Origin of the sequence: Xanthomonas sp. NCPPB 1754 (genome assembly GCF_041475725.2) — a bacterium.
Taxonomy (GTDB): Bacteria; Pseudomonadota; Gammaproteobacteria; order Xanthomonadales; family Xanthomonadaceae; genus Xanthomonas; species Xanthomonas euvesicatoria.
The window spans coordinates 2,394,062-2,415,893 of record NZ_CM192982.1; the positions used below are offsets into that span (position 1 = coordinate 2,394,062).

The 21,832-nt window shown below is 65.9% G+C and carries 8 protein-coding genes; 2 read left to right on the forward strand and 6 right to left on the reverse strand.

Going from position 1 to position 21,832, the window contains the following annotated elements:
* Positions 1 to 398: 398 nt before the first annotated feature.
* Together ACCQ15_RS10510 and ACCQ15_RS10515 are read left to right on the forward strand one after the other, a co-directional pair.
* Positions 399 to 656 carry a hypothetical protein gene (locus ACCQ15_RS10510; protein WP_136733689.1) on the forward strand — a complete coding sequence of 86 codons (258 nt, stop codon included), beginning with the start codon at positions 399 to 401 and terminating at the stop codon, positions 654 to 656.
* Positions 653 to 10,846 (forward strand): autotransporter-associated beta strand repeat-containing protein, encoded by a 10,194-nt coding sequence (locus ACCQ15_RS10515; RefSeq protein ID WP_372381483.1) that lies wholly within the window; start codon positions 653 to 655, stop codon positions 10,844 to 10,846. Before ACCQ15_RS10510 ends, ACCQ15_RS10515 begins: the two co-directional genes overlap by 4 nt.
* A 280-nt stretch (positions 10,847 to 11,126) precedes the next feature.
* Here the strand turns inward: ACCQ15_RS10515 and ACCQ15_RS10520 are convergent, their stop codons facing one another.
* From ACCQ15_RS10520 to ACCQ15_RS10545, 6 genes are all read right to left on the reverse strand, one after another.
* On the reverse strand, positions 11,127 to 11,738 hold the full coding sequence (locus ACCQ15_RS10520) for a response regulator transcription factor (RefSeq protein ID WP_008571961.1): 612 nt from the start codon (positions 11,736 to 11,738) through the stop codon (positions 11,127 to 11,129).
* Positions 11,735 to 12,757, reverse strand: a complete 1,023-nt coding sequence (locus ACCQ15_RS10525; RefSeq protein WP_029819413.1) for a sensor histidine kinase — start codon at positions 12,755 to 12,757, stop codon at positions 11,735 to 11,737. Before ACCQ15_RS10525 ends, ACCQ15_RS10520 begins: the two co-directional genes overlap by 4 nt.
* 118 nt (positions 12,758 to 12,875) lie before the next feature.
* Positions 12,876 to 14,360, reverse strand: coding sequence for an efflux transporter outer membrane subunit (locus ACCQ15_RS10530; RefSeq protein ID WP_372381484.1), 1,485 nt, complete (start codon positions 14,358 to 14,360; stop codon positions 12,876 to 12,878).
* The gene (locus ACCQ15_RS10535; RefSeq protein ID WP_372173541.1) at positions 14,357 to 17,449 is read right to left on the reverse strand and encodes an efflux RND transporter permease subunit; all 3,093 of its coding nucleotides are present in this window, start codon (positions 17,447 to 17,449) and stop codon (positions 14,357 to 14,359) included. The genes ACCQ15_RS10530 and ACCQ15_RS10535 overlap by 4 nt, the downstream gene beginning before the upstream one ends.
* Positions 17,442 to 18,557 carry an efflux RND transporter periplasmic adaptor subunit gene (locus tag ACCQ15_RS10540; protein WP_372381485.1) on the reverse strand — a complete coding sequence of 372 codons (1,116 nt, stop codon included), beginning with the start codon at positions 18,555 to 18,557 and terminating at the stop codon, positions 17,442 to 17,444. The genes ACCQ15_RS10535 and ACCQ15_RS10540 overlap by 8 nt, the downstream gene beginning before the upstream one ends.
* 488 nt (positions 18,558 to 19,045) lie before the next feature.
* The gene (locus ACCQ15_RS10545) at positions 19,046 to 21,781 is read right to left on the reverse strand and encodes a S8 family serine peptidase (RefSeq protein ID WP_372381486.1); all 2,736 of its coding nucleotides are present in this window, start codon (positions 21,779 to 21,781) and stop codon (positions 19,046 to 19,048) included.
* Positions 21,782 to 21,832 lie beyond the last annotated feature (51 nt).

Below are 21,832 nucleotides of genomic sequence, written 5' to 3' on the forward strand. Positions count from 1 at the left end.
GTCGAGCAGCCTGGCAGTCCCGACAATAAACCATGCTGTTGCGCTCGCGATATACAAATACCGCACTCCACTGTCCGCTGTCGACTACAAAATGGTCTTAATCTCTAAAGCAAACTCCGAAACTGATTAGCACCCTGCTGGAGGGTGTGTCGGGCTTTGCAACGCAGCAAGTTTCGTTGAACGCGATTGTTATAAGTCACAGTTGCCGGCCCAGCTCAATTGCGCATCAGTCTGCTTTATCAAGCTCGGGCTCATCCGTTCAAATCACTTCAAAAAATCCAAAATGCCGCTTTGCAAGTGATGAATCCGGCATAGATGGTGTGGGTCAGTACAGATGAGGCTGCAAAACCTGCATTTAGCGGGCACGAGCAAACCAGTCCACAGATCTGGCCTGTGTCATGGATGAGGTGAGAGTTAGTGATATTCAGCACAGTTTCAATCGTATTGAATCGCCTATTAATTTAATGGCGCGGCGAATAGAGAGTGGTATTAACTCAACTTCTCCCTGCAAGCGATGTTCCCGGCTACTCGCCATTATTCGTCGAGGCGGCCTGGCTGCTTTAAACCAGCTCTACCGTTATTCCAATCCCGTCTTTGGAGGCGCGCGCATGGGTGCGCGCTGGTCTCTGCCCGGCAATCAGGGGGAATTCAAATGAATCGTGCATTTGCGCTGGTCTGGAACGCAGCCATTGGCAATTGGGTGGTGACGCATGAATTAGTGCGTCGGCGTCGCAAGCCTGGCTCAACCCGTCGTCAATTGCCGGCCCTGGTGGTCCTTGCGGTGGGGGCCGCCGCACCGATGCTGGCCTGGGGCGCATGCACGCCGGCCATCCCCGCGGCGGGCGCAACCGTCACCTGCTCGGGTACGCCGGTCACCAGCAACAGTTTTTCCAGTAGCGCCAACAACCTGACCGTGAATGTCGCCTCCGGCAGCCAGATGACCGCAGGCCTGTTGGGCGGCACCGCCATCGCCCTGAGCGGTACCAATTCCACACTCAACAACGCCGGCACCATCGACCCTTCCGTGCTTGGGCTGCTCTCGGTACTGAGCAGCGGCGTGACCATGGGCAATGCCAGCTCCACTGCAGTCACCGTCAACAATCTTGCCAGCGGAACGCTCTACGGCACCGGCGGCTTGCTGGGCGCCAATCTGCTCAATCTCGACGGCATGGCGCTGGGGCTGACGTCGGCCAGCAACGGAACGGTGCAGATCAACAACGCTGGCGTGATCGACAGTCGCCCGTTGCTGGGATTGTCAATTCTGGGGTCGGACACCCCGGTGATCGCGGTGACCGGTGGAGGCACCGTCAACGCGGTCAATACCGGCACCATCAACGGACGGGTGGGCTTTCAAAGTTCGGCCACCGGCAACACGTTCGTCAACTCAGGCACCATCAACGGCAGTGTTTCGATGGGGGCGGGCAGCACCAACAGCTTCACTGCGGTCACCGGTGGCAGCGTCAACAGCGGGGGAGGCCTTGCACTGGAATTGCTCGGCCCGGGCGGTTTGCTGAGCTTCGCGCAAACCGGTGTGGTGGATGGAGGCCTGGGCGGAAACAACACGTTGATCCTGCAAAATTCTGCGGTGGGTACCGGCAGCGGCAGCACCGGCACCGGAACGTTGAGTACCGCGCAATACATCAATTTCGGAAATTTGCGCGTCAATAGCGGCACCTGGTCGGTGGGCGGGGCGAGCAACTTCGCCAACAGCGCGCTCAATGGTGGCGTGTTGCAGTTTGCCAATCCTGCGCAGTTGGGCACCACCATCACCGCCAACGGCGGCACGCTCCAAGCCACGGCTGCTGGCCTGACCCTTGCACCGACCAATGGCATTGCGCTTGGCGCGGGCGGCCTGACTGTGCAGGGCACCAATAACCTGACCGTTGGCAGCGCAATTACCGGCACCGGCGGATTGACCAAGACCGGCACCGGCGGACTGGCGCTGACCGGTACCAGCACGTTCAGCGGTGGCGTCAATCTGGTCGATGGCGCGTTGACGGTGGGCACCAACAGTGCCTTGGGCACCGGCACGGTCACCGCATCCGGCGGCAGCCTGTTGGCAGGTGCCGCAGTGAACTTGGCCAATGCGTTTTCGCTAAGCAACACGGTGGGTATTGGCGGCGCAAACGCGCTGCGAATCGGAGGGACGGTCAGTGGCACCGGGGCGCTCAACAAGGTTGGCGCCGGCACGCTGACCTTGGGCGGCAGCAATACCTACAGCGGTGGCACCACCCTGGGTGCAGGCAGCGTGCTGCTGGAGACTTCCGGTGCGCTCGGCACTGGCACGGTCACTGCGGCAGGCGGTTTGCTGGATAACACTGCACCACTGACCCTGACCAACAACTTTGCGCTCGCCAATACGCTGGGCCTGGGAGCCAGCGGCAACGCGTTGACCTTGAGCGGCACGCTGGCCGGCGCTGGCGGTGTCAATAAAACCGGCACCGGAACGCTGTCACTCAGCGGCACCAATACCTATAGCGGCGGCACCACGCTGGCAGCGGGCACGCTGCAACTGGGTACCGCGTCCGCGCTGGGCACGGGCGCATTGAATGTCACCGGCGCATCCAGCCTGAGCACCACTGCGCCGTTGACGGTGACCAATGGCATCAGCCTTGCCGCACCGTTGAACTGGACCGGCGCACAAGCGCTCACGCTCAGCGGCGCCATCAATGGTGCCGGCAGTTTGATCAAGAGCGGTACTGGCGATCTCACCCTGACCAACGCCAACACCTACACCGGCGGCACTACGCTCAGCACCGGGCGACTGGTGGTCGGTTCGAATGCGGCCCTGGGCACCGGCACGCTCACCGCCAGCGGAGGCGAGCTCGATGCCACGGCCGCGTCCACGCTGGGCAACGCGATTGCGCTGACCGGAAACCTGGGCGTCGGCAGTAGCGGCAACGCGTTGAATCTCACCGGCACCATCAGTGGCGCCGGTGCATTGAACAAACTCGGTGGCGGGACGCTGACGCTGGCTGGTCTGAACACCTATACCGGCGGCACCAGCCTCAATGCCGGCACCTTGCAGGTGGCCAGCGGCACCGCACTGGGCACCGGTACGTTGAATGTCACTGGCTCTGCGAGCTTGCAAAACACCGCCGCTGCCACGCTGAGCAATGCAGTGACGCTGAGCACCGGCGCGCTGACCCTTAATGGCGCGCAGGCGTTGACCTTGGGTGGAGCCATCAGCGGTGCAGGCAGCCTGGTCAAGGCCGGCGGCGATCTCACGCTCAGCGGCAACAACACCTATACCGGTGGCACCGCGCTCAACACCGGCAAGCTTACGGTGGGCAGCAATACCGCGCTGGGGAGCGGGACCTTGACCGCAGCGGCCGGCACGACGCTGGACAACGCAGCAGTGAGCACGCTCGCCAATGCCATTGCACTGGCAGGGCAGTTCACTGTGGCTGGGAGCAACGCGCTCACGCTGACCAGGGGCATCAGTGGCGCCGGCAGCCTGGACAAACTCGGCCCGGCCAGCTTGACCCTCAGCGGCAACAACACCTATCTGGGCGGCACCCGCCTGACGGCAGGCAGCCTGATTCTGGGCAGCGATGGCGCACTCGGGACGGGCAGCCTGAGCGTGAGTGGCGGCCTGCTCGATAGCACCGCTGCACGCGTGCTGGCCAACAACGTGGTGCTGGATGCGGATCTGCAACTTGGCGGCAGCCAGGACCTGACCCTCACCGGTGGCATCAGCGGCATCGGTGGCCTGGTCAAAGACGGTGCAGCAGCGCTAATACTGACCGGCGCAAACACTTTCGGTGGCGGCGTGGATCTCAACGCGGGGAGCTTGTCGGTCGGCAGCGGCGCGGCGCTGGGCAGCGGTGTGTTGACCGCAGCCGGCGGAACGCAACTGCAGGCCACCACCGCCACCACGCTTGGCAACGATGTGGTGCTCAATGGTGCGTTGTCATTGACCGGCAACAACAACCTGGGCTTGAGCGGTACCGTGAGCGGTGCCGGCAGCGTGGTCAAGCAAGGCACCGGAGCGCTCACGCTCAACGGAAACAACAGTTACACCGGCGGCACCGCGTTGAACGACGGTGCCCTGGTCGTGGGCAGCAATACCGCACTCGGTAGCGGCGCACTTACTGCTGCCAACGGCACGCTGCTCACCGCTGCCTCTGCGGTGACCTTGCAGAACGCGCTCACCACCAACGGTGCGCTGACGATCGATGGACAAAACCTCACGCTCGATGGCGCGATCGATGGCACGGGCAGCCTGATCAAGACCGGCGCGCAGACGCTCACCCTCAATGGCAACAACACCTGGAGCGGTGGGCTGCAACTGCAGGGTGGTTCGTTGCTGGTTGGCAGCGACACGGCATTGGGCGCAGGTACCTTGACTGCCGCAGGCGGTAGCACGCTGGATGCAAGCACCGCCGTGGCGCTGGGCAATGCAGTCGCCTTGGATGGCACGCTGACCCTGCCTGGCACGCAGAATATTGCGCTCAACGGCGTCGTCAGCGGCATCGGTGGCCTCGACAAGCAGGGCAGCGCCACCCTGACGTTGAGCAACGCCAATACCTTCACCGGTGGCGTTGCGCTGGATGCGGGCAGGCTGGTGCTTGGGAACAATGCCGCGCTTGGCGTGGGTGATATGCGAGTCAACGGCCCTGCCGAACTGGATGCCACTGCCGCGTTGACGGTAGGCAACAACCTCGCGTTGAACGATCAACTGACGTTGGTGGGCAGCAACGATCTGGTCTTGAACGGCAGCGTCAGCGGCACCGGCAGCCTGGTCAAGAATGGCGCCACCACCCTGTCGCTCACGGCCAGCAACAGCTACAGCGGCGGTACCAGCCTGACCGCAGGCACCATCGCGGTGGGAGCCGACAATGCGCTCGGCACCGGCAGCCTGTCGGTGCTCGGCAATTCGGTATTGAGCAATGCGGTCGCCGTGGCGCTAGGCAACGACATCGCGCTGGGCGCCGCGCTCACCGTAGATAACGCCGCAGACATGTTGGCAAGCGGTGCCATCAGCGGAAGCGGAAGCCTGGTCAAGACCGGCCTGGGCACGTTGACCTTGAGCGGTAACAACAGCTACACCGGCCCGCTGGCGATTCAGGCCGGCACCGTGGTGGCCAGTACCGCGGCCTCATTGGGCAACGCCAGCAATGTCGATATCGCGGCAGGTGCGCTGTTGAACCTGACCAACGGTGGCTTGATCAACACACTCACTGGTGCGGGCGGTGTAGACACCGATACCGGCGCCACGCTGCAACTAGGCGGCGGCGATTTCGCCGGCAGCCTGGGCGGTGGCGGCAACCTGGACAAGGTGGGGGCCGGTACCGTGCGTTTGCTCGGTACCAGCGCGATCGGTGGCAGCACGCAGGTCAGTGCGGGCACGCTCGATGTGGTCGGCAGCCTCGGCACCGGCGCCTTGAACGTCGCATCGGGCGGCACGCTGACCGGCACCGGCGCCGCCGGTAATGTGGGTGCGGCGGTCACCGTCAGCGATGGCGGCAGGCTCGCACTGACCAGCGGTTCGTCGTTGAGCGTGGGCGCGTTGACGCTCGCGCCAGGCGCGTTCGTCGATGTGGCATTGGGCGCGCCAAGCGCAACCCGCTTGCTGGCCGTCAATGGCGATCTCACCCTGGACGGTACGCTCAACATCACCGATCTCGGTGGCTTCGGGACCGGCGTGTACCGGTTGATCGACTACACCGGCGCGCTCACCAACAACGGCATGCTGATCGGCCTGTTTCCGGGCAGCGTGGACATCAGCCAGCTCGCCCTGCAGACCGCCATCGGCCAGCAACTCAATCTGGTGGTGACCGCGCCGGGCAGCATCGTGCAGTTCTGGGATGGGGTACAGACCACGGCCAATGGCACTGTCGATGGCGGCGCCGGCACCTGGGGTGCAGCCACCAACTGGACCGGCCAGGACGGTAGCGCCAACAGCACGTGGCAAGGCGACTTCGCAGTGTTTTCCGGTACGGCCGGCACGGTGGGCGTGCAGGGTACGCAGAACACCGGCGGCCTGCAGTTCGTGACCGATGGATATCAGTTGACCGATGCCGGCGCGGGCGCACTGGCGGTGAGCGACCCGTTGACCGCCATCCGCGTCGATCCGGGTGCCACGGCAAGCATCGATGTGGCCATCACCGGCACCGGCGGCGTGCAGAAGCTTGATACCGGCACGCTGGTGCTGAGTGGTCCCAACACCTACACCGGTGGCACGGCGCTGGGCGGCGGCAGCCTGGTGCTAGGCAATGCGCTAGCGTTGGGCAGCGGCACGCTGACCGCCGCAGCGGGCACCACGCTCGATACCAACCAAGCATTGGCCCTCGGCAACGCGGTGGTGCTCGATGGCGCGTTGACGCTGCCCGGCAGCAACGACCTGACATTGGCCGGCGCCATCAGCGGTGCAGGCAGCTTGATCAAGAACGGCACCTCCACGCTCACGCTGGGAGGCAGCAACAGCTACCTCGGCGGCAGCGTGTTGAATGCCGGCACCCTGGCGGTGGGCAGCAATACCGCACTCGGCACGGGCAGCCTGTCGGTGCTGGGCGATGCGACGTTGAGCAATGCCATTGCCTTGGCCCTGGGCAACAACGTCAACCTGGGCGCCAACCTGACCATCGCCAGTGCGGACGATCTGGCGTTGACCGGCGTGCTCAGTGGCGCGGGCGCGCTGACCAAGACGGGCCTGGGGACCTTGACCCTGTCCGGCAGCAACCTGTTCAGTGGCCCGGTGTCGGTGCAGGGCGGCGTGCTGGCCACCTCCGCCACCGGCACGTTGGGGACCAGTGCCAGCGTGGACGTTGCGGCAGGGGCGGGGCTCTCGCTCGGCAGCAATACCGCATTGAGCAGCGTGACCGGCCTGGGCAATGTCGCGATCCAGGGGGGCAGCACCTTGCAACTGGGCGTTGGCAACGTCGGCAGCACCTTCGCAGGTGCGTTGAACGATGCCGGCAATCTCGAAAAAGTCGGCACCGGCACCGTGCAACTCACCGGCACCAGCGCGATCGGCGGCACCACGCAGATCACCGCGGGCACGCTGGATGTGGATGGCACGCTGGGCAGTGCCGGTGGCGTCACCGTGGGCACCGGCGGCACGTTGAGCGGCAGCGGCGTGGTCAATGCCGCGGTCACGGTGAATGACGGTGGCCGCCTGGTAGTGACCAGCGGTGCGCTGCTGACCACCGGCAGCCTGAACATGGCGCCCAATGCCACGCTCGATGCGTTTTTGGGGATACCCAGCCAGACCGGTGTGCTTGCGGTCAACGGCGACCTCACGCTGGATGGCACGCTCAACATCACCGACATCGGCGGCTTCGGCACCGGCGTGTATCGCCTGATCGATTACACCGGCACCTTGACCAACAATGGCATGGGTTTCGGCACCTTGCCGGGCACGGTCGACCCCGCCCAGCTCACGCTGCAGACCTCGCTGGCGCAGCAGGTCAACGTGGTGTTGTTGGCTTCTGGCAGCAACGTGCAGTTCTGGGATGGTGCGCAGACCGTCGCCAACGGCAGCGCCGAGGGCGGTACCGGCACATGGACCGCCGGCACCACCAATTGGACGTCGGTCGATGGGCTGATCAACAGCGATTGGCAGAACAGCTTTGCGGTCTTCGCAGGCACAGCGGGCAACGTGGGCGTGCAGGGCACCCAGGGCATCACCGGCATGCAATTCATCACCGATGGCTATGTGCTGAGCGATGCAGGCGGTGGCGCATTGAGCGCCAACGCAGCGAACACCATCATCCGCGTCGACCCCGGCGTGACCGGCACCATCGACGTCGCCATCGGCGGCAGCGGCACGCTGCAAAAGCTCGACACCGGCACGCTGGTCCTGACTGGTGCCAACACCTATACCGGCGGCACCGCGCTCGGCGGCGGCAGCCTGGTGCTGGGCAATGCGCAAGCGCTGGGCACCGGCACGCTGACTGCCGCAGCGGGCACCACGCTCGATACCGATCAAGCATTGGCGCTGGCCAATGCGGTGGTGCTCGACGGCGCGCTGACGCTGCCGGGCAGCAACGACCTGGCATTGACCGGTGCAATCAGCGGTGCAGGCAGTTTGATCAAGAACGGCACCTCCACGCTCACGCTCAGCGGCAACAACAGCTATGCCGGCGGCACGACGCTCAGCGATGGCACGCTGGCGGTGGCCAGCAACACCGCCCTGGGGAGCGGCACCTTGTCGGTCACCGGCGATGCGGTGCTGAGCAATGCCATTGCCGCGGCATTGGGCAACGCGGTCACGCTGGGTGCGGCGCTGACCGTCGACAACCCGGCCGACCTCACCCTTGCCGGCAACATCAGCGGCAGCGGTGCGTTGATCAAGACAAACACCGGCACCCTCACGCTGGACGGCAGCAATACCTACAGCGGTGGCACGACGCTCACTGCGGGTACGCTGGTGGGCGACAGCGCAAGCCTGCAAGGCGCCATCGTCGATAACGCAACATTGGCGTTCAACCAAGTAGCCGATGGTGTGTTCAACGGCTCGATCACCGGCACCGGCACCGTGGTCAAGGATGGTGCCGGCGCGTTGTTGCTCAACGGTGCCAATGGCTACACGGGCGGCACCAGCATTGTGGCCGGCACCCTGATCGGCGACACCGCCAGCTTGCAGGGCGATATCACCAACAATGCAGCGTTGGTGTTCAACCAGACCACCGGTGGCGTGTATGCCGGCGCGGTCAGCGGGACTGGCTCGCTGGAAAAGACCGGCAGCGGCGTGCTGCAATTGCTTGGTGCCAATACGTATACCGGCGGCACCGTCATCAGCGCCGGCAGCTTGGTCGGCAATACCACCAGCTTGCAGGGCGATGTGGTCGACAACGCGACGTTGATCTTCGATCAGGCCAGCGACGGCGTGTTCGCCGGCGCGGTCAGCGGCACCGGTAGCGTGATCAAGCAAGGTGCCGGCGCGTTGACCTTGGTGGCGCCCAACACCTACAGCGGCGGCACCACCGTCGCCAGTGGCAGCCTGATCGGCACCACCGACAGTCTGCAGGGCAACATCGTCGACAATGCAGTGCTGGTGTTCGACCAGGCGACCGATGGGACCTACGCCGGCAACGTCACCGGCAGCGGCGTGCTGGTGAAGAACGGCACCGGTACGCTCACCCTGGACGGCGTCAACGGTTACCTGGGCGGTACGACCGTCAACGCGGGCACGCTGGTTGGCAACACCGCCAGCCTGCAGGGCGACATCACCAACAACAGCACGCTGACCTTCCTGCAAAACAGTGCCGGCAGCTATGCAGGCAGGTTGTTCGGGGGCGGTCGCTTCATCAAGCTGGGGACCGGCACGCTGTTGCTCACCGCCAACAGCAGCACCTTCACCGGCCCGACCGAGGTCAACGCCGGCACCCTGAGTGTCGGCAACCTGGCCAACCCGGGCGCGGCGCTGGGCGGGCCGGTCACAGTGGGTCCGGGCGGCACGCTCGCCGGCAGCGGCAGTGTCGGCAGCCTGGTGTCATCGGGCACGGTCGCCATCGGCGGTGCCGGTGGCACCATCAGCGTCGGCGGCAATGCCACGTTTGCACCAGGCTCCACGTTGCAGGTGACGCCCGGCGACGGCGGTGTCGTCACGCCGGTGGCGGTGGGCGGCGCAGCCAGCGTGGCAACCGGCACCACGCTGGCGCTGGTGCGGGCGACCGACTTGCCGCTGTTTACGGAAATTCCGGTGATCAGCGCCGGCGGCGGCCTCACCGGGCAGTTCACCAACGTCATTTCCGACTACGCGTTTATCGAGCCGGATGTCAGCACCACCGCGACCGGATTGTCGGTGACGTTCGGGCGCAATACGGTGGGCATGGTGGACGCGGTCACCACGCCGAACCAGCAGTCCACGGCGGCGGCCGTGGACGGCTTGCCGAACACCAGCCCGATCTATCAGGCCGTGGTGCGTTTGCCCGACGACCCGGAGGCGGTGCGCACCGCGTTTGCCTCGCTGTCGGGCGAAAGTCATGCCAGCACTGCAACGGCCCTGCTGGACAGCCGCTTTCTCTACAGCGGCATCGCCAACCATCTGCGTGGCGACAGCCAGGACACGCTGGTCGGCGACACCATGGTCTGGATCACCGGGCGCAGCCTGCCCACCCGTGTCGATGGCGATGCCAATGCGGTGTCGGTACGTCGCGAGGACAACGGCGTGATGGCCGGTGCGGAACGCCGCTTCGGCGAACGCAGCGTGGTGGGCATTGCGGTCGGCAACCAGGATATCGAGAGCTGGTCGCGCGAATGGGGCGACCGTGCCGATGTGGATGGCACGCATGCCGGCGTGTATGGCCGGGCCGATTGGTCTGCGTTCTCGCTGCAGGGTGCGGTGGACTACGCCAGCTATCGCGTCGACAGCACGCGCCGGGTGATGTTGCCCGGCGTGCTCGAAGAGCGCATGGACAGCCGCTACGACGCCACCGCCGTAACGGTGTCGCTGGAAGCGGCCTGGAATCTGCGCACCGAAGGTGCGGTGTACAGCCCGTTCATTGCGGCCGATTACACCCGCCTGAAGACCGATGGGTTCACCGAACGCGGCGGCATCTCCGCGCTGTCGGTGGACAGTGCCAGCGACACCTTCAGTACCGCCACGCTGGGCGTACGTGGTGATTGGGACCTCGGCCAGAAGGCGGCGTTGTATGCGTCGGCAGGCTGGCGGCATGCCTTCGGCGACCGTTCCGTGCAGCGCTCGGCCGGCTTCGTCGGCACCGCCTCGGAGTTCTCGGTGCAAAGCGTCACCCTGGCCAAGAATGCGGCCATCGGCGAGCTGGGCGTGAGCCTGGTCACCTCGCCACGCAGCCGGCTGGCACTGTCGCTGCAAGGGCTCAGCGGCGACGGGCAGACGGCGTACGGTGGTCAGGTGACCTGGGGAGTGAGCTTCTGAAGCCTTGTCTTGCGGCATGCCTGACACCGGAAACGAAAACGCCCCGGATGCCGGGGTGTTCTTTTTGCCCGCATTCCCGTGTCTGTCGCGCGCGCCGCAAGATACGCACCGGAGCGTCAGGTGCGTTGCGGTGACAGAGCCGAAAAAGCGCTGAGTGGGTGCTGCGTCATGGCGCTGTCATCCTGGAGCACGCAGGCCGTCATGGCGGCTGGATGCCCGCCGATGGCGCGTGCGCGGGCAGCTAGCACAGCACGCCTGCGCACCGGTCACACAGCGCGCATCACAGCCCGATGCGTTCGGCCAGGCGCACCAGTTCGGCCAGCGAGCCAGCCTGCATCTTGCGCATGGCCTGGCCACGCCGCACTTTCACGGTGATCTCGCTCAGGTGCAGGCGCGCGGCGATCTGCTTGTTCAACAGACCTTGCACCACCAATCGCGTGACATCCTGCTCGCCGCTACTCAGCGACTCCCAACGTGCACGCAATTGCGCGGCCACCGCCTCGCTCTGGCGGCGCGCACGGTCACGCCGGATGCCGTCCTGAATGGCATCCAGCAGGGCCTGATCGCGGAACGGTTTGGTCAGGAATTCGATCGCGCCGTTCTTCATCGCCTCCACGCTCATCGCGATATCGCCATGGCCGGTAATGAAGATGGTGGGCAGGGCAACGCCGGATTCGACCATGCGCCGATGGAACTCCATCCCGCTCTGGCCCGGCATGCGAATGTCCAGCACCAGGCAGGCGGGTGCCTCGTGCAACCGGTGCGCGAGGAATTGATCGGTGGAACCGAACGCGTAGACCTGCAAGCCGACCGAGGCGAACAGATCCTCCAGTGCAGCGCGCATCGAGGCATCGTCGTCGATGAGATACACCACCGGGGCCGGCTCGCTCATGGCCTGCGCTCCGTCGCGACCAGGGGCAGACGCAGGCCGAAGCGCGCGCCGCGTACACCGGCCGGCTCGGCCCAGATCTGCCCGCCGTTGGCTTCCATGATGGTGCGGCTGATGCTCAAGCCAATGCCCATGCCATCGTCCTTGGTGCTCCAGAATGCTTCGAATACATGCGCCAGTGCGTCATCGGACAAGCCTGGGCCGGTGTCGTCGATGCACAGGCATGCCCACCCACCATCGGTGTGCGAGCGTACATGGATGCTGCGCGCCTCGTCCGGCAAGGTCGCCAGTGCCTCCACGGCGTTGAGCAACAGATTGCCGATGACCTGCTGGATCTGTACGCCATCGGCCAGCACCGCGGGCAGGGCAGGGTCCAGCTCCAGCGACAGCGCGATGCCATGGCGCTCGGTTTCGCCACGGGTGAGGGCAATCATGTCGAGCACGGTGCGGTTCAAATCCAGCGGCTGGCGTTGGCTGGCTTCGCCACGCGCCAATGCACGCATGCGCGCGATGATGGCGCTGGCGCGGCCGGCGTCGGCGAGCATGCGTTCCAGTGCGGCATCGGCCTTGGCCAGGTTGGGCGGTTGCTGCGCCAGCCAGCGCTGGCAGGCATTGCCACTGGTCACGATGGCGGCCAAGGGTTGATTGACTTCGTGGGCGATCGATGCGGCCAGCCCGCCCATGCTGCCGCTGCGGGTGAGCCGCAACAGCCGTGCCTGTGCGGCATGTGCGCTCGCCTTGGCCGCTTCCATCTGCACCGCCAGATAGGTGGTGACCGCCACCACCACCGCACTGATGCAGGAGTTGATCACGCCCACGCGGTAGCTGCCGGCCGGGGTGAGATGGAAGCTGAGCACGATCAGCGCCAGGCAGGTGGCCGCCAACAGCACCACGCCCGTGCGCGTCAGCAGGCGTACCGACAGCAGCACCACCAACGTATAGAACAAGGCTGCAGCCACCGCATAGTCGGTGAAGGTATCGGCCACGAAGATCGCCGCCATGCCCGCCACCAGCCCGACCATGCCGAGCAGGTCGGTACGCGTGGGTGGCGAGCGGAAGAGAGAGGTCATGCGCATGGCGGCGATTGTCTCAGCTGGCAGCGCCGCCGTTACACAACCGGCGCTGGCTGCGGTGCGTGATTCATGGAGCCGCGGGCTTGGGCGTCTGGGCCGCTGGCGACCACCACGGCCCGCCACCCAGGGCCTGATACAGCGCCACGGTGTCGGTGTAGCGGGCGGCTTGTGCCTGGACCGTGGCGGCCTGCGTGCTTTGGTAGGCCTGCTGCGCCTGCAGCAGATCCGCCATGCCCACCGCACCGACCGCCTGTTGACGTTGCACCAGCGCCAGCGTGCGCTCCGCAAGGGCCTGCGCATCGGCACAGGCGCGCAGGTTCTGCGCGTCGCTCTGCAGCGCGGTGAGCGCGTTGGAAACCTCGCCAAATGCGTTCAGCACCACGCTGCGGTATTGCGCCATGGCCTGCGCGTAGCCAGCTTCGGCCGCCCGTTGCTGATGCGCAAGCGCGCCGCCATGGAACAGCGGTTGCAGCAGGCTGCCGGCCACCGACCATTGTGTATTGCCGGCCGCGAACATGCGCCCGACACTGGAAGCAGAGCCGCCGCCGGCCGCACTCAAGGTAATGGATGGCAAGCGCGCAGCGGCCGCCACGCCGATCAATGCGCTGGCAGCCTGCGCCTGCGCTTCGGCGGCGCGGATGTCCGGGCGGCGATCGACCAACCGCGAGGGCAGCGATAACGGCAATTGCGCCGGTAATTGCAGCGTGTCCAGCGTAAACGGCGCACCCGCAGCGTCGCCAGGCAACTGCCCGCCCAGAATCGCGAGCAGGGTCCGTTGCTGTTCCAGCTGTTTTTCCAGCCCCGGCACCGCGGCCTGTGCCTGTGCCAGCGCAGTGCGTTGGGCCAGCACCTGCGCTGCACCGAGCGCGCCAAGCGCCTGCTGGCGTTCGGTGATCGTGCAGAGCTGCTCGGCGATGGCGACCTGCGCGCGCGCAGCCTCCAGTTGCGCGCGCACGGCCGCCTCGCCAATGGCCGCGTTCACGACGTTGGCGGTGAGGCTCAGGTACGCCGCATCGCGCTGATCGCGCTGGGCCTGTGCTTGCGCACCGGCCGCTTCCACTTGCCGCCGCGTACCGCCAAAGACGTCCAGCGTGTAGCTGACGCTGAGTTGGGCGGTGCGTAGCGCATACGGTGTGTCGATGCCGGCATCTGGCGCCGGCACCACCGAATCGCGTTGCCGGCTGGCATCCACATGCAGATCCGCTTGCGGTAGCCAGGCACCGCGTTGTGCAGCCAGCGTCTGCTGCGCCTGCCGGAGCGCTGCGTCGGCGGCCTGCAGGTCCGGATTGGCACGTAAGGCCCGCTCCACCACAGCATTGAGTTGCGGCGAGCCGAAGGCGCGCCACCAGGCGGCCGGCACGTCCTGCCCGGGCTCGAACTGCTGCGCACCACCATGTGCTGCGTCGGCGGCCACGGTCGTTGCCGGTAACGCATTGGCGGTATAGCGATCGGCATCAGGTGGAGCGGGGCGCTGAAAGTCCGGTCCCACTGCGCAGGCGGCGAGCGATACCGCCACGGCACTGGCGAGCAATGCGTTGCGAACGTCGGTCATGCGGTCGTCTCCGGGCGGCCCTGGCGCGTTGCGACGAAGGCTTCCATCAGGTAGTAAAGCGATGGCAACAACACCAAGGTGAGCACCGTGGCGGTGACCAAGCCGCCAACCACCACGGTGGCCAACGGGCGCTGCACATCGCTGCCCAGGCCAGTGGCGAGCATTGCCGGTGCCAGGCCAAGCGCTGCCACCGTCGCGGTCATCAGTACCGGCCGCATGCGGCTCACCGCACCGGCCACCACCGCCTCGCGCAAGGACATGCCCACGTCCTGGCGCAGCCGGTTGATTTGCGCGAGCATCAGCACCGCGTTCAGGACCGCCACCCCGAACAGGGCGATGAAACCTACCGCGCTGGAGACATTGAGCGTCATCCCGCGCAGGTGCAATGCAGCCAACCCGCCGATCATGGCCAGCGGCACGGCGGCAAGCACCAATGTCGGCTGGCGCAGGTTGCCGAATGCGCCAAACAGCAACACGAACATGATGCACAACGTGGTTGGCAGCACCACCAGCAAGCGCGCCTGGGCACGCTGCAGGTTCTCGAACTGGCCACCCCACACCAGCTGCATGTGCTGCGGGTCGAGGTGCACTTGCCGCGCGAGCGTGGCCTGCGCATCGCTCAGGAAACTGGACAGGTCGCGGCCGCGCACGTTGAGCCGCACGATGATGTTGCGCCGGCCCATCTCGCGCACGATCACGCTCTGGCCACTGGTGGTGGTGATGCTGGCCACCGCCGAGAGCGGTATCTCGGCGCCGGCAGCGGTGCGCAGGCGCAACGCGCCGATGGCCTGCGGATCGTTGCGATACCGTTGCGGAAAGCGCACGGTGAGGTCGTAGCTCTTCTCGCCGATGTACATCTGCCCGATCGGGTTGCCGCCGATGCCGGTGGAAATCAGATCCGACACATCGGCCGCATTGATGCCATAGCGTGCTGCCGCCGCGCGGTCGAAACGTACCTGCAGGTTGGGCAGGGGCGGCTCTACATCCACGGCGATGTCCGCAGCGCCCGGCACCTTGTGCAAGGTTGCAGCCACCTGGTCGGCAACGCCGCGAACCTGCTGCAGATCGTCGCCGAACACCTTCACGGTCAGATCGCTGTGCGCGCCGGAGAGCTTGTCCTGCACGCCGTCGATCATCGGCTGCATCATGCTCACCGTGTAACCGGGCATCCGTGCATAACGTGCGCCGAGCGCAGCGATCAATGCCTGCTTGTCCATGCCGGCCGGCCAGTCTTTGTAGGGACGCAGGCCAACGCTCGCTTCGATATGCGAAGGCGTCCAGTAGTCGGTGCCATCGTCGTTGCGCCCGGTCTGGGTCACCACGTACGAAACCTCGGGAAATTCCAGCGTGGCCTTGCGCAAGGCATTGGCCATGGTGGCGGCCTTGTCCAGAGTGATGCCTGGCGGCATCTGCACCTGCAGCCACAGCGATCCTTCGTCGATATACGGCAGGAAGTCGCGGCCGATGCTGCCCCCCAACACCGCCAGCACGCACAGGGCCAGCGCCGCGCAAGCCAGCAGCCAGCCGCGTCGGCCCACGCTGCGTTCCAGCAATGCGCGGTAGCGCTGCCCCAGTGTTTCCAGCACGCGGTTGTGCATCATCTTGCGCGGCTTGCGAAACGCCAGCCACGCCAGGCCAGGAACCAATGTCAGCGCCACCAGCAGCGCACCGATCAAGGCCGCGCCCACCGCGTAGGCCATCGGCGAAAACAGCTTGTATTCGATGCGTTCGAACGCCAGCAGCGGCAGGTACGCACAGCCGATCACGGCCATGCCGAAAAAGATCGGCCGCGCCACCTGCAGGGTGGCGTCGATCGCATCGCGCGCCGTCAATGCACGCTGGCTGTTTTCTTCGCGCAGGCGCAAGACGTTTTCCACCAGCACCACCGCGCCATCGACCAGGATGCCGAAGTCGATCGCGCCCAACGACAGCAGATTGGCCGGAATCTTGAGGTGGTGCATGAAGATGAAGGCGATCAGCAACGACAGCGGGATGGTCAGCGACACGATCGCCGCCGCACGCGGGCTACCCAGGAAGATCAACAGCACCACGCACACCAGCAGCATGCCTTCGGTCAGCGTGGCGCTCACCGTATGCAGCGTGGCGTCGATCAACGCGGTCCGATCCAGGTACGGCACCACCTTGACGTCCCTGGGCAGCACGCCGTTGTTGAGCTCCTCCACGGCACTGTGGATGCCTTGCAAGGCCACCGACGGGTTGCTGTCCTTGAGCAGCAACGCGATGCCTTCGATCGTGTCCGGGTTGCCGTCCTTGCCCAGAATGCCGCGTCGCTCGACATTGTCGTAGCGCACCTGGCCCAGGTCCTTGACCAGGACCGGTACGCCATTGCTGCTGCTCACCACCACATTGCCGATGTCCTGCAACGAATGCAGCAGGCCGATGCCGCGGATCACGTAACTTTGTTCGCCACGATCCATCACGCTGCCGCCGCCATCGGCGTTGTTGCTGGTGATGGCGCTCTTGACCTGCTGCAACGACACCCCGTACCGGGTCAGGCGGTCCGGCTCCAGCGCCAGCGAAAACTGCGTGGTAAGGCCGCCGAAATTGGTCACATCGGCCACGCCTGGCACTTTCTGCAGGCGTGGAATCACCGTCCAGAATTGCAGGTCCGACAGCTCGCGCAGGCTGCGTGTTTTCGATTCCAGCGTATAGCGATAAATCTCGCCGGTGGGCGAGGTGTATGGGTCGAGCCCGGGAATCGCGCCATAGGGCAGGGTGACCGCCTGGATGCGTTCCAGCACACGCTGGCGCGCGAAGTAGCCTTCCGTCCCATCGTCGAAGACCAGCGTGATCAAGGAAAGGGCGAACAGGCTGCGCGAGCGCAACACATGCAGGCCGGGCGTGCCCATCAACGCACGTTCCAGCGGCACGGTGATCTGCTGTTCCACTTCTTCTGCACCCAGGCCCGGGACCTGCGTGACCACCTGCGAGGTGACATCGGCGATGTCCGGGTAAGCCTCCACCGGCAGCTGCGTCCAGCTCCATGTGCCGTATAACGCAATGAGTACGAAGACCAGCCAGACGATGCCGCGACGCTGGAAGCAGGTGGTGATGATCGCCTCAATCATTGAGCAAGGCTCCGTCCTTGATCACCACACGCTCGCCGGCCTTCAAGCCGGACAGGATTTCGGTATAGCCCTCCATTGCGCGGCCGGTGGCCACGATGCGCGAGCGATAAGCGAACGGCGCGGTTTCGACAAACACCCGCGTGTACAGTCCCATCTGCAAGAGCGCGCTATCGGGCACCACCAATGCCTGCTGCGGGCGCGACTGGAAGTGGGCGCGCGCAAACATGCCCGGCTTGAGCAGGCCGTCGCGGTTATTCAAGGCCACCCTGACTTTCAACGTGCGGGTGGCGGGGTCGAGCAAATCGTCCAGGTGTTGCACGTGGCCGACGAAGCGTTGGCCAGGATAGGCATCCAGGCTGGCAGTGACCGGCTGACCTTCGAAGACCTGGCCAATCTCGTGTTCCGGCACGCTGGCGGTGAGCCACACCTGCGAGATATCGGCCACCGTCATCAGTGACGCCGACGTGTCGTTCCAGAAGCCGCCCAGCGCAGCGCTCAGCTCCGCCACGCGGCCGGCAATGGGCGCACGCACGACATAGCGCCGGTGCGAGCTCGCCTGCGCAGCCACACCCAGCTGGGCCAGGCGATCGCTGGCCGCCCGTGTATCGTTCTGCGCGCTGTCGAAGGCCTGCTGCGCCGCCTGCAGATCGCGTGCAGCGGAAATGCTGTCCGCTGCCAGCGCCTTCTGCCGGGCCAGTTCCAGGCGCGCCTGTTCCAGCGTGGCGCGCGCCTTGCCGGCATCGCTGTAGGCACTGGCGAGTTCGGCAGAATCCAGCACGCACAGCACATCGCCCGCATGCACGGTGTCGCCCAGGGTCTTGGGCAGTGCGACCACGCGCCCGGCCAACGGCGGCACGACGCGCACCAGGCGCTCGGGCAGCACGTCGATCACCGCCGGCATCTGCAGCAGCGGGGCGATGGGTTGGCTGCGCACCGCCTGCACGCGCAGGCTGGCACGCAGGGGCGAGTGCGCCGGCACCATCACCTGCGTGTTGGTGTGGATCAGCAGCGGCGAGGGAGCAGCCGGCGGCGGCGTGGCTCCGCAGCCGGCCAGCAAGCTGCACACACAGGCAGCTGCCAGCGTAGAACGCAGGAAGGGGGACGACATGCGATGACTCGTACGGGGAGAGGGAAGGCGTTGCACCCGCGGTCGGCGATGCGCGAACGCAGGCCGCGGTTGCATCGGCGATGGATCTACGCGCGCTGCCGGCAGCGGCGTACATCGGCATCGCCTGGCACCCATGGCGCATCGCCACAGGTGTGAGGTTGCGCGCCAGCCATCCGGGCCGGCGCAGTTGCAACGCGTGCTGCAGCCGCGTCGATGGCGTGCATGGTGCCAGCCGTCAGCGCGCGAAACCAGGGGTTTTCGGGCGTTTTCGCCAGTCCATGGACATCGCATCGATATACTTTCGTATCGTCTGCGCGGGGCCGGTACGCAAGATGCCGTGTCAGCCAAGCGCTTGGCAGTTCCGCCATTGGCACGCGGCCGTCAACGAAAAGGCCCCGGACATGCCGGGGCCTTCTTTTAACTGTCACGCAGCAGTGTGCGTGACATCGTCACGTGCATCGCCTGCAGCACTTCTGCATCGGCTGCGATCAGAACTGCCAGCGCAGACCGATGTTGGCGTTGATGCTGTTGGTGTCCGAACGAGCGCGCTCGGCACCCACGTTGCCGTAGATGGAGAACGCATCGTTGAGCTGGTAACGCAGGCCAACCGAGGCGCGCAGCGACTGCTTGGACACCGGCTCGCCGGCGACAGTGAAACGCGCTTCCGGCAGGCCGGTGAACCACGCAGAGAAGTCGGCATTCGGGTTGCCCAGCAGCGAGCGATACGCCACCAGACCATCGAAGCCCCAGTTGCCGCGCGCCAGATGGCCACGCACACCCACCTCGCCGTACCCTGCGCGCAGGGTGTCGCTGTTCGCGCTCAGGCCCAGGCCCGTCACCGAGGCTTCGCTGAAGGCATCCTGGGTCTGGCTCACCACACCGGCGGCCACGAACGGCGACAACCCGGCATGCGGCATCAGGCCGATTTCCGCGCGCGCCGACCAGTTGGTGTCGTGGCGACGGTCCTGCAAGCGCTCGCCGATGCTGCCGGCCTGCACGTTGCGTTCGGTCTGGACGTTGCTCATGCCGTACGAACCGATCGCCGACAGATACGCCTGGCCGATCGGCTGGTACAGGTACGCGGTCATCGCATACCGGTCCGAGCGCAGACGGCTCGAAGACGCGGCGATGTGCGCACGGTCCTGACCGGAGGTCACGGCCGCACCGACGATGGTGCCGCCGCTGCCCATCGGCAGATCCACGCCGAAGGTGGTGGCCTGCTGGGTGTAATCGGCCGAAGCGAAACCGCTACGGCCCAGATTGCCGTCCAGGTAGCTGCCCTGCATCCAGGTGGTCAACGTGGTGGTGTCGGCCAGGTAGGGCAGGCGGTCGGCGGCCACACGTGCGTCGTTGAGCGCGGACTGGAAGCCCAGCGTGCGCTCGATGCCGTGTACCTGGCCGGTCAGGGTCGGCAGCGACGCGGCAACCTGCGCATCGGATGCTGCAATCAGCGAACCGGTGGCGCTGATCAGGCCACCCAGGTTGTCGGTGTCGCCCGAGGCGACCCGGGTATCGAGCACCTTGACCAGCGCGTCGGCCTGGTTGGCACCGTTGACCACCGACTGCGGTGCACCGGCCGCCTGTGCGCTGGCCGCGGAGGCATTGCGGGTCAGGGTTGCGGTGACGGTGGTCGGGTCGTAGGACAGTGCCGCGGTCCAGAAGAAATTGTTGGCGTACTGCACGCGGTCGAACGTGCCTTGCAGGACGCCGGCCTTGACGATCTTCTCGGTGCTGCCGACGGTGTAACCGGCCGCTTCCGGTAGCAACAGCAGATTGCCCTTCAAGCTGGCCCGGCCGGTGACGGTGAGGCCCCTGCCCAACTCGAGCGCGGTGGTGCCGGTGTTGTTGACCAGGCTGTAGTTGCCGTTGATCACACCGCCGCGCGATTCGAACGTGGCCGAGTTCAACACGATCACATCCGAACGCAGGCTGCCGGACAGTGTGAGCACGCCGTCGCTAATGCTGGTGCCGCCGGTATAGCTGTTATTGCCGCTCAGGGTGAGCTTGCCGGCCCCGTTCTTGGTCAGGCTGCCCGCGCCGGAGATGTCGTTGCTGAAGGTGCTGTCGTAGCCAGCGGTCACATTGGCCGCCCAGTTGCTTGCGAACTGGCCCGGGCCCTTGATCGCCTTGGCCGCATTGACCAGGCCCCAGCCGTACAGCGCGTCCACGCCCGGGTCGCCCAGGTCGGTGGCGGTGGTCAGCAGGGTTTGCTGCAGGTTGGAAGCGCTCATCCACGGATACACGCCCAGCACCTGCGCGGCGACACCGCTGACGGCGGCGGTGGAGAACGAGGTGCCGGCAATCTGGCCCTGCAATTCGGTGCCGGCCAGGGCCGGGGCGGTGTAGCTGCCCGGCGCGACCAGGCACCACTGCGCGGCGGCGCCGCAGTGATTGGAATAGCTGGTCAGGCCGGCGGCATTGCCGGCGCTATCGATGTTGATCGCACCGACGGCCAGCCAGTTGTTGCGCACGCTGGCTTCCTGCACCGGCGTTGCCGCCGGGTAGGAAGCTTCTGCCGCGCCTTCATTGCCGGTGGATGCCACGATCAGCGCATCGGCCTGCACCAACGGGGTCAGTGCGTATTTCCAGGCCAGCGCAGCGTTGGCACTGGAGGCGGCATCGGGGTAGGAGGCACCGATGGAGAGATTGGCGATCCGCACGCCAGCCGCGGCCAGGTCCACCGCCGCACGACGGGTCTGCTGCGTGCCGCAGGAATTTTCGGCGCAGATGCGCGCATAGAACAGGTCTGCATCCGACGCGACACCACCGGCGAAGCCGTCCTGCGCGGAGCCCAGCACCAGCGCAGACACAATCGTGCCATGACCGCGCAAGGCATTGGCCGACGACTCGGGCGTGCCTGGGCTGGCAGTGTAATCGTTGAAGCTGTCGACCTTGCCGCTGATCGGTGCGTAGCTGGGCACCAGGTTGTCGTCCAGCACGGCCAGCTTCACGCCCTGGCCCCGCGCGCCCGCCTGCTGCGCCAGATCCGCGTTGGTCGGCACCAGCAGATTGCTGCCCACGCCCTGATAGCGTGGCGGGGCCGGCGTCGGCGCGGGCGTGGTCTTGGGCAGCGGGTCCGCTGCCGGCGGCGGGGTCGGCGGGGTCGGCGCGATCACCGTGGTCTGCGGTGCGTCGCTACGCACGTTGCCTCCACCACCACCGCCGCCACAGGCGGTCAGGACGAGGCAGGAGGCGATGGTGGTTGCCAGTAGCGAGCGATTCATTGGTTGGTCGGTTCCAGTTATTGAGTGCGCCGCTGCTGCTGGTGATTCAAT

Excerpts from the sequence above, each read along its gene's own strand:
- ACCQ15_RS10510 (WP_136733689.1), top strand. The coding sequence starts at position 399 with ATGGATGAGGTGAGAGTTAGTGATATTCAGCACAGTTTCAATCGTATT.
- ACCQ15_RS10515 (WP_372381483.1), top strand. The coding sequence starts at position 653 with ATGAATCGTGCATTTGCGCTGGTCTGGAACGCAGCCATTGGCAATTGG.
- ACCQ15_RS10520 (WP_008571961.1), bottom strand. The coding sequence starts at position 11,738 with ATGAGCGAGCCGGCCCCGGTGGTGTATCTCATCGACGACGATGCCTCG.
- ACCQ15_RS10525 (WP_029819413.1), bottom strand. The coding sequence starts at position 12,757 with ATGGTCGGGCTGGTGGCGGGCATGGCGGCGATCTTCGTGGCCGATACC.
- ACCQ15_RS10530 (WP_372381484.1), bottom strand. The coding sequence starts at position 14,360 with ATGACCGACGTTCGCAACGCATTGCTCGCCAGTGCCGTGGCGGTATCG.
- ACCQ15_RS10535 (WP_372173541.1), bottom strand. The coding sequence starts at position 17,449 with ATGATTGAGGCGATCATCACCACCTGCTTCCAGCGTCGCGGCATCGTC.
- ACCQ15_RS10540 (WP_372381485.1), bottom strand. The coding sequence starts at position 18,557 with ATGTCGTCCCCCTTCCTGCGTTCTACGCTGGCAGCTGCCTGTGTGTGC.
- ACCQ15_RS10545 (WP_372381486.1), bottom strand. The coding sequence starts at position 21,781 with ATGAATCGCTCGCTACTGGCAACCACCATCGCCTCCTGCCTCGTCCTG.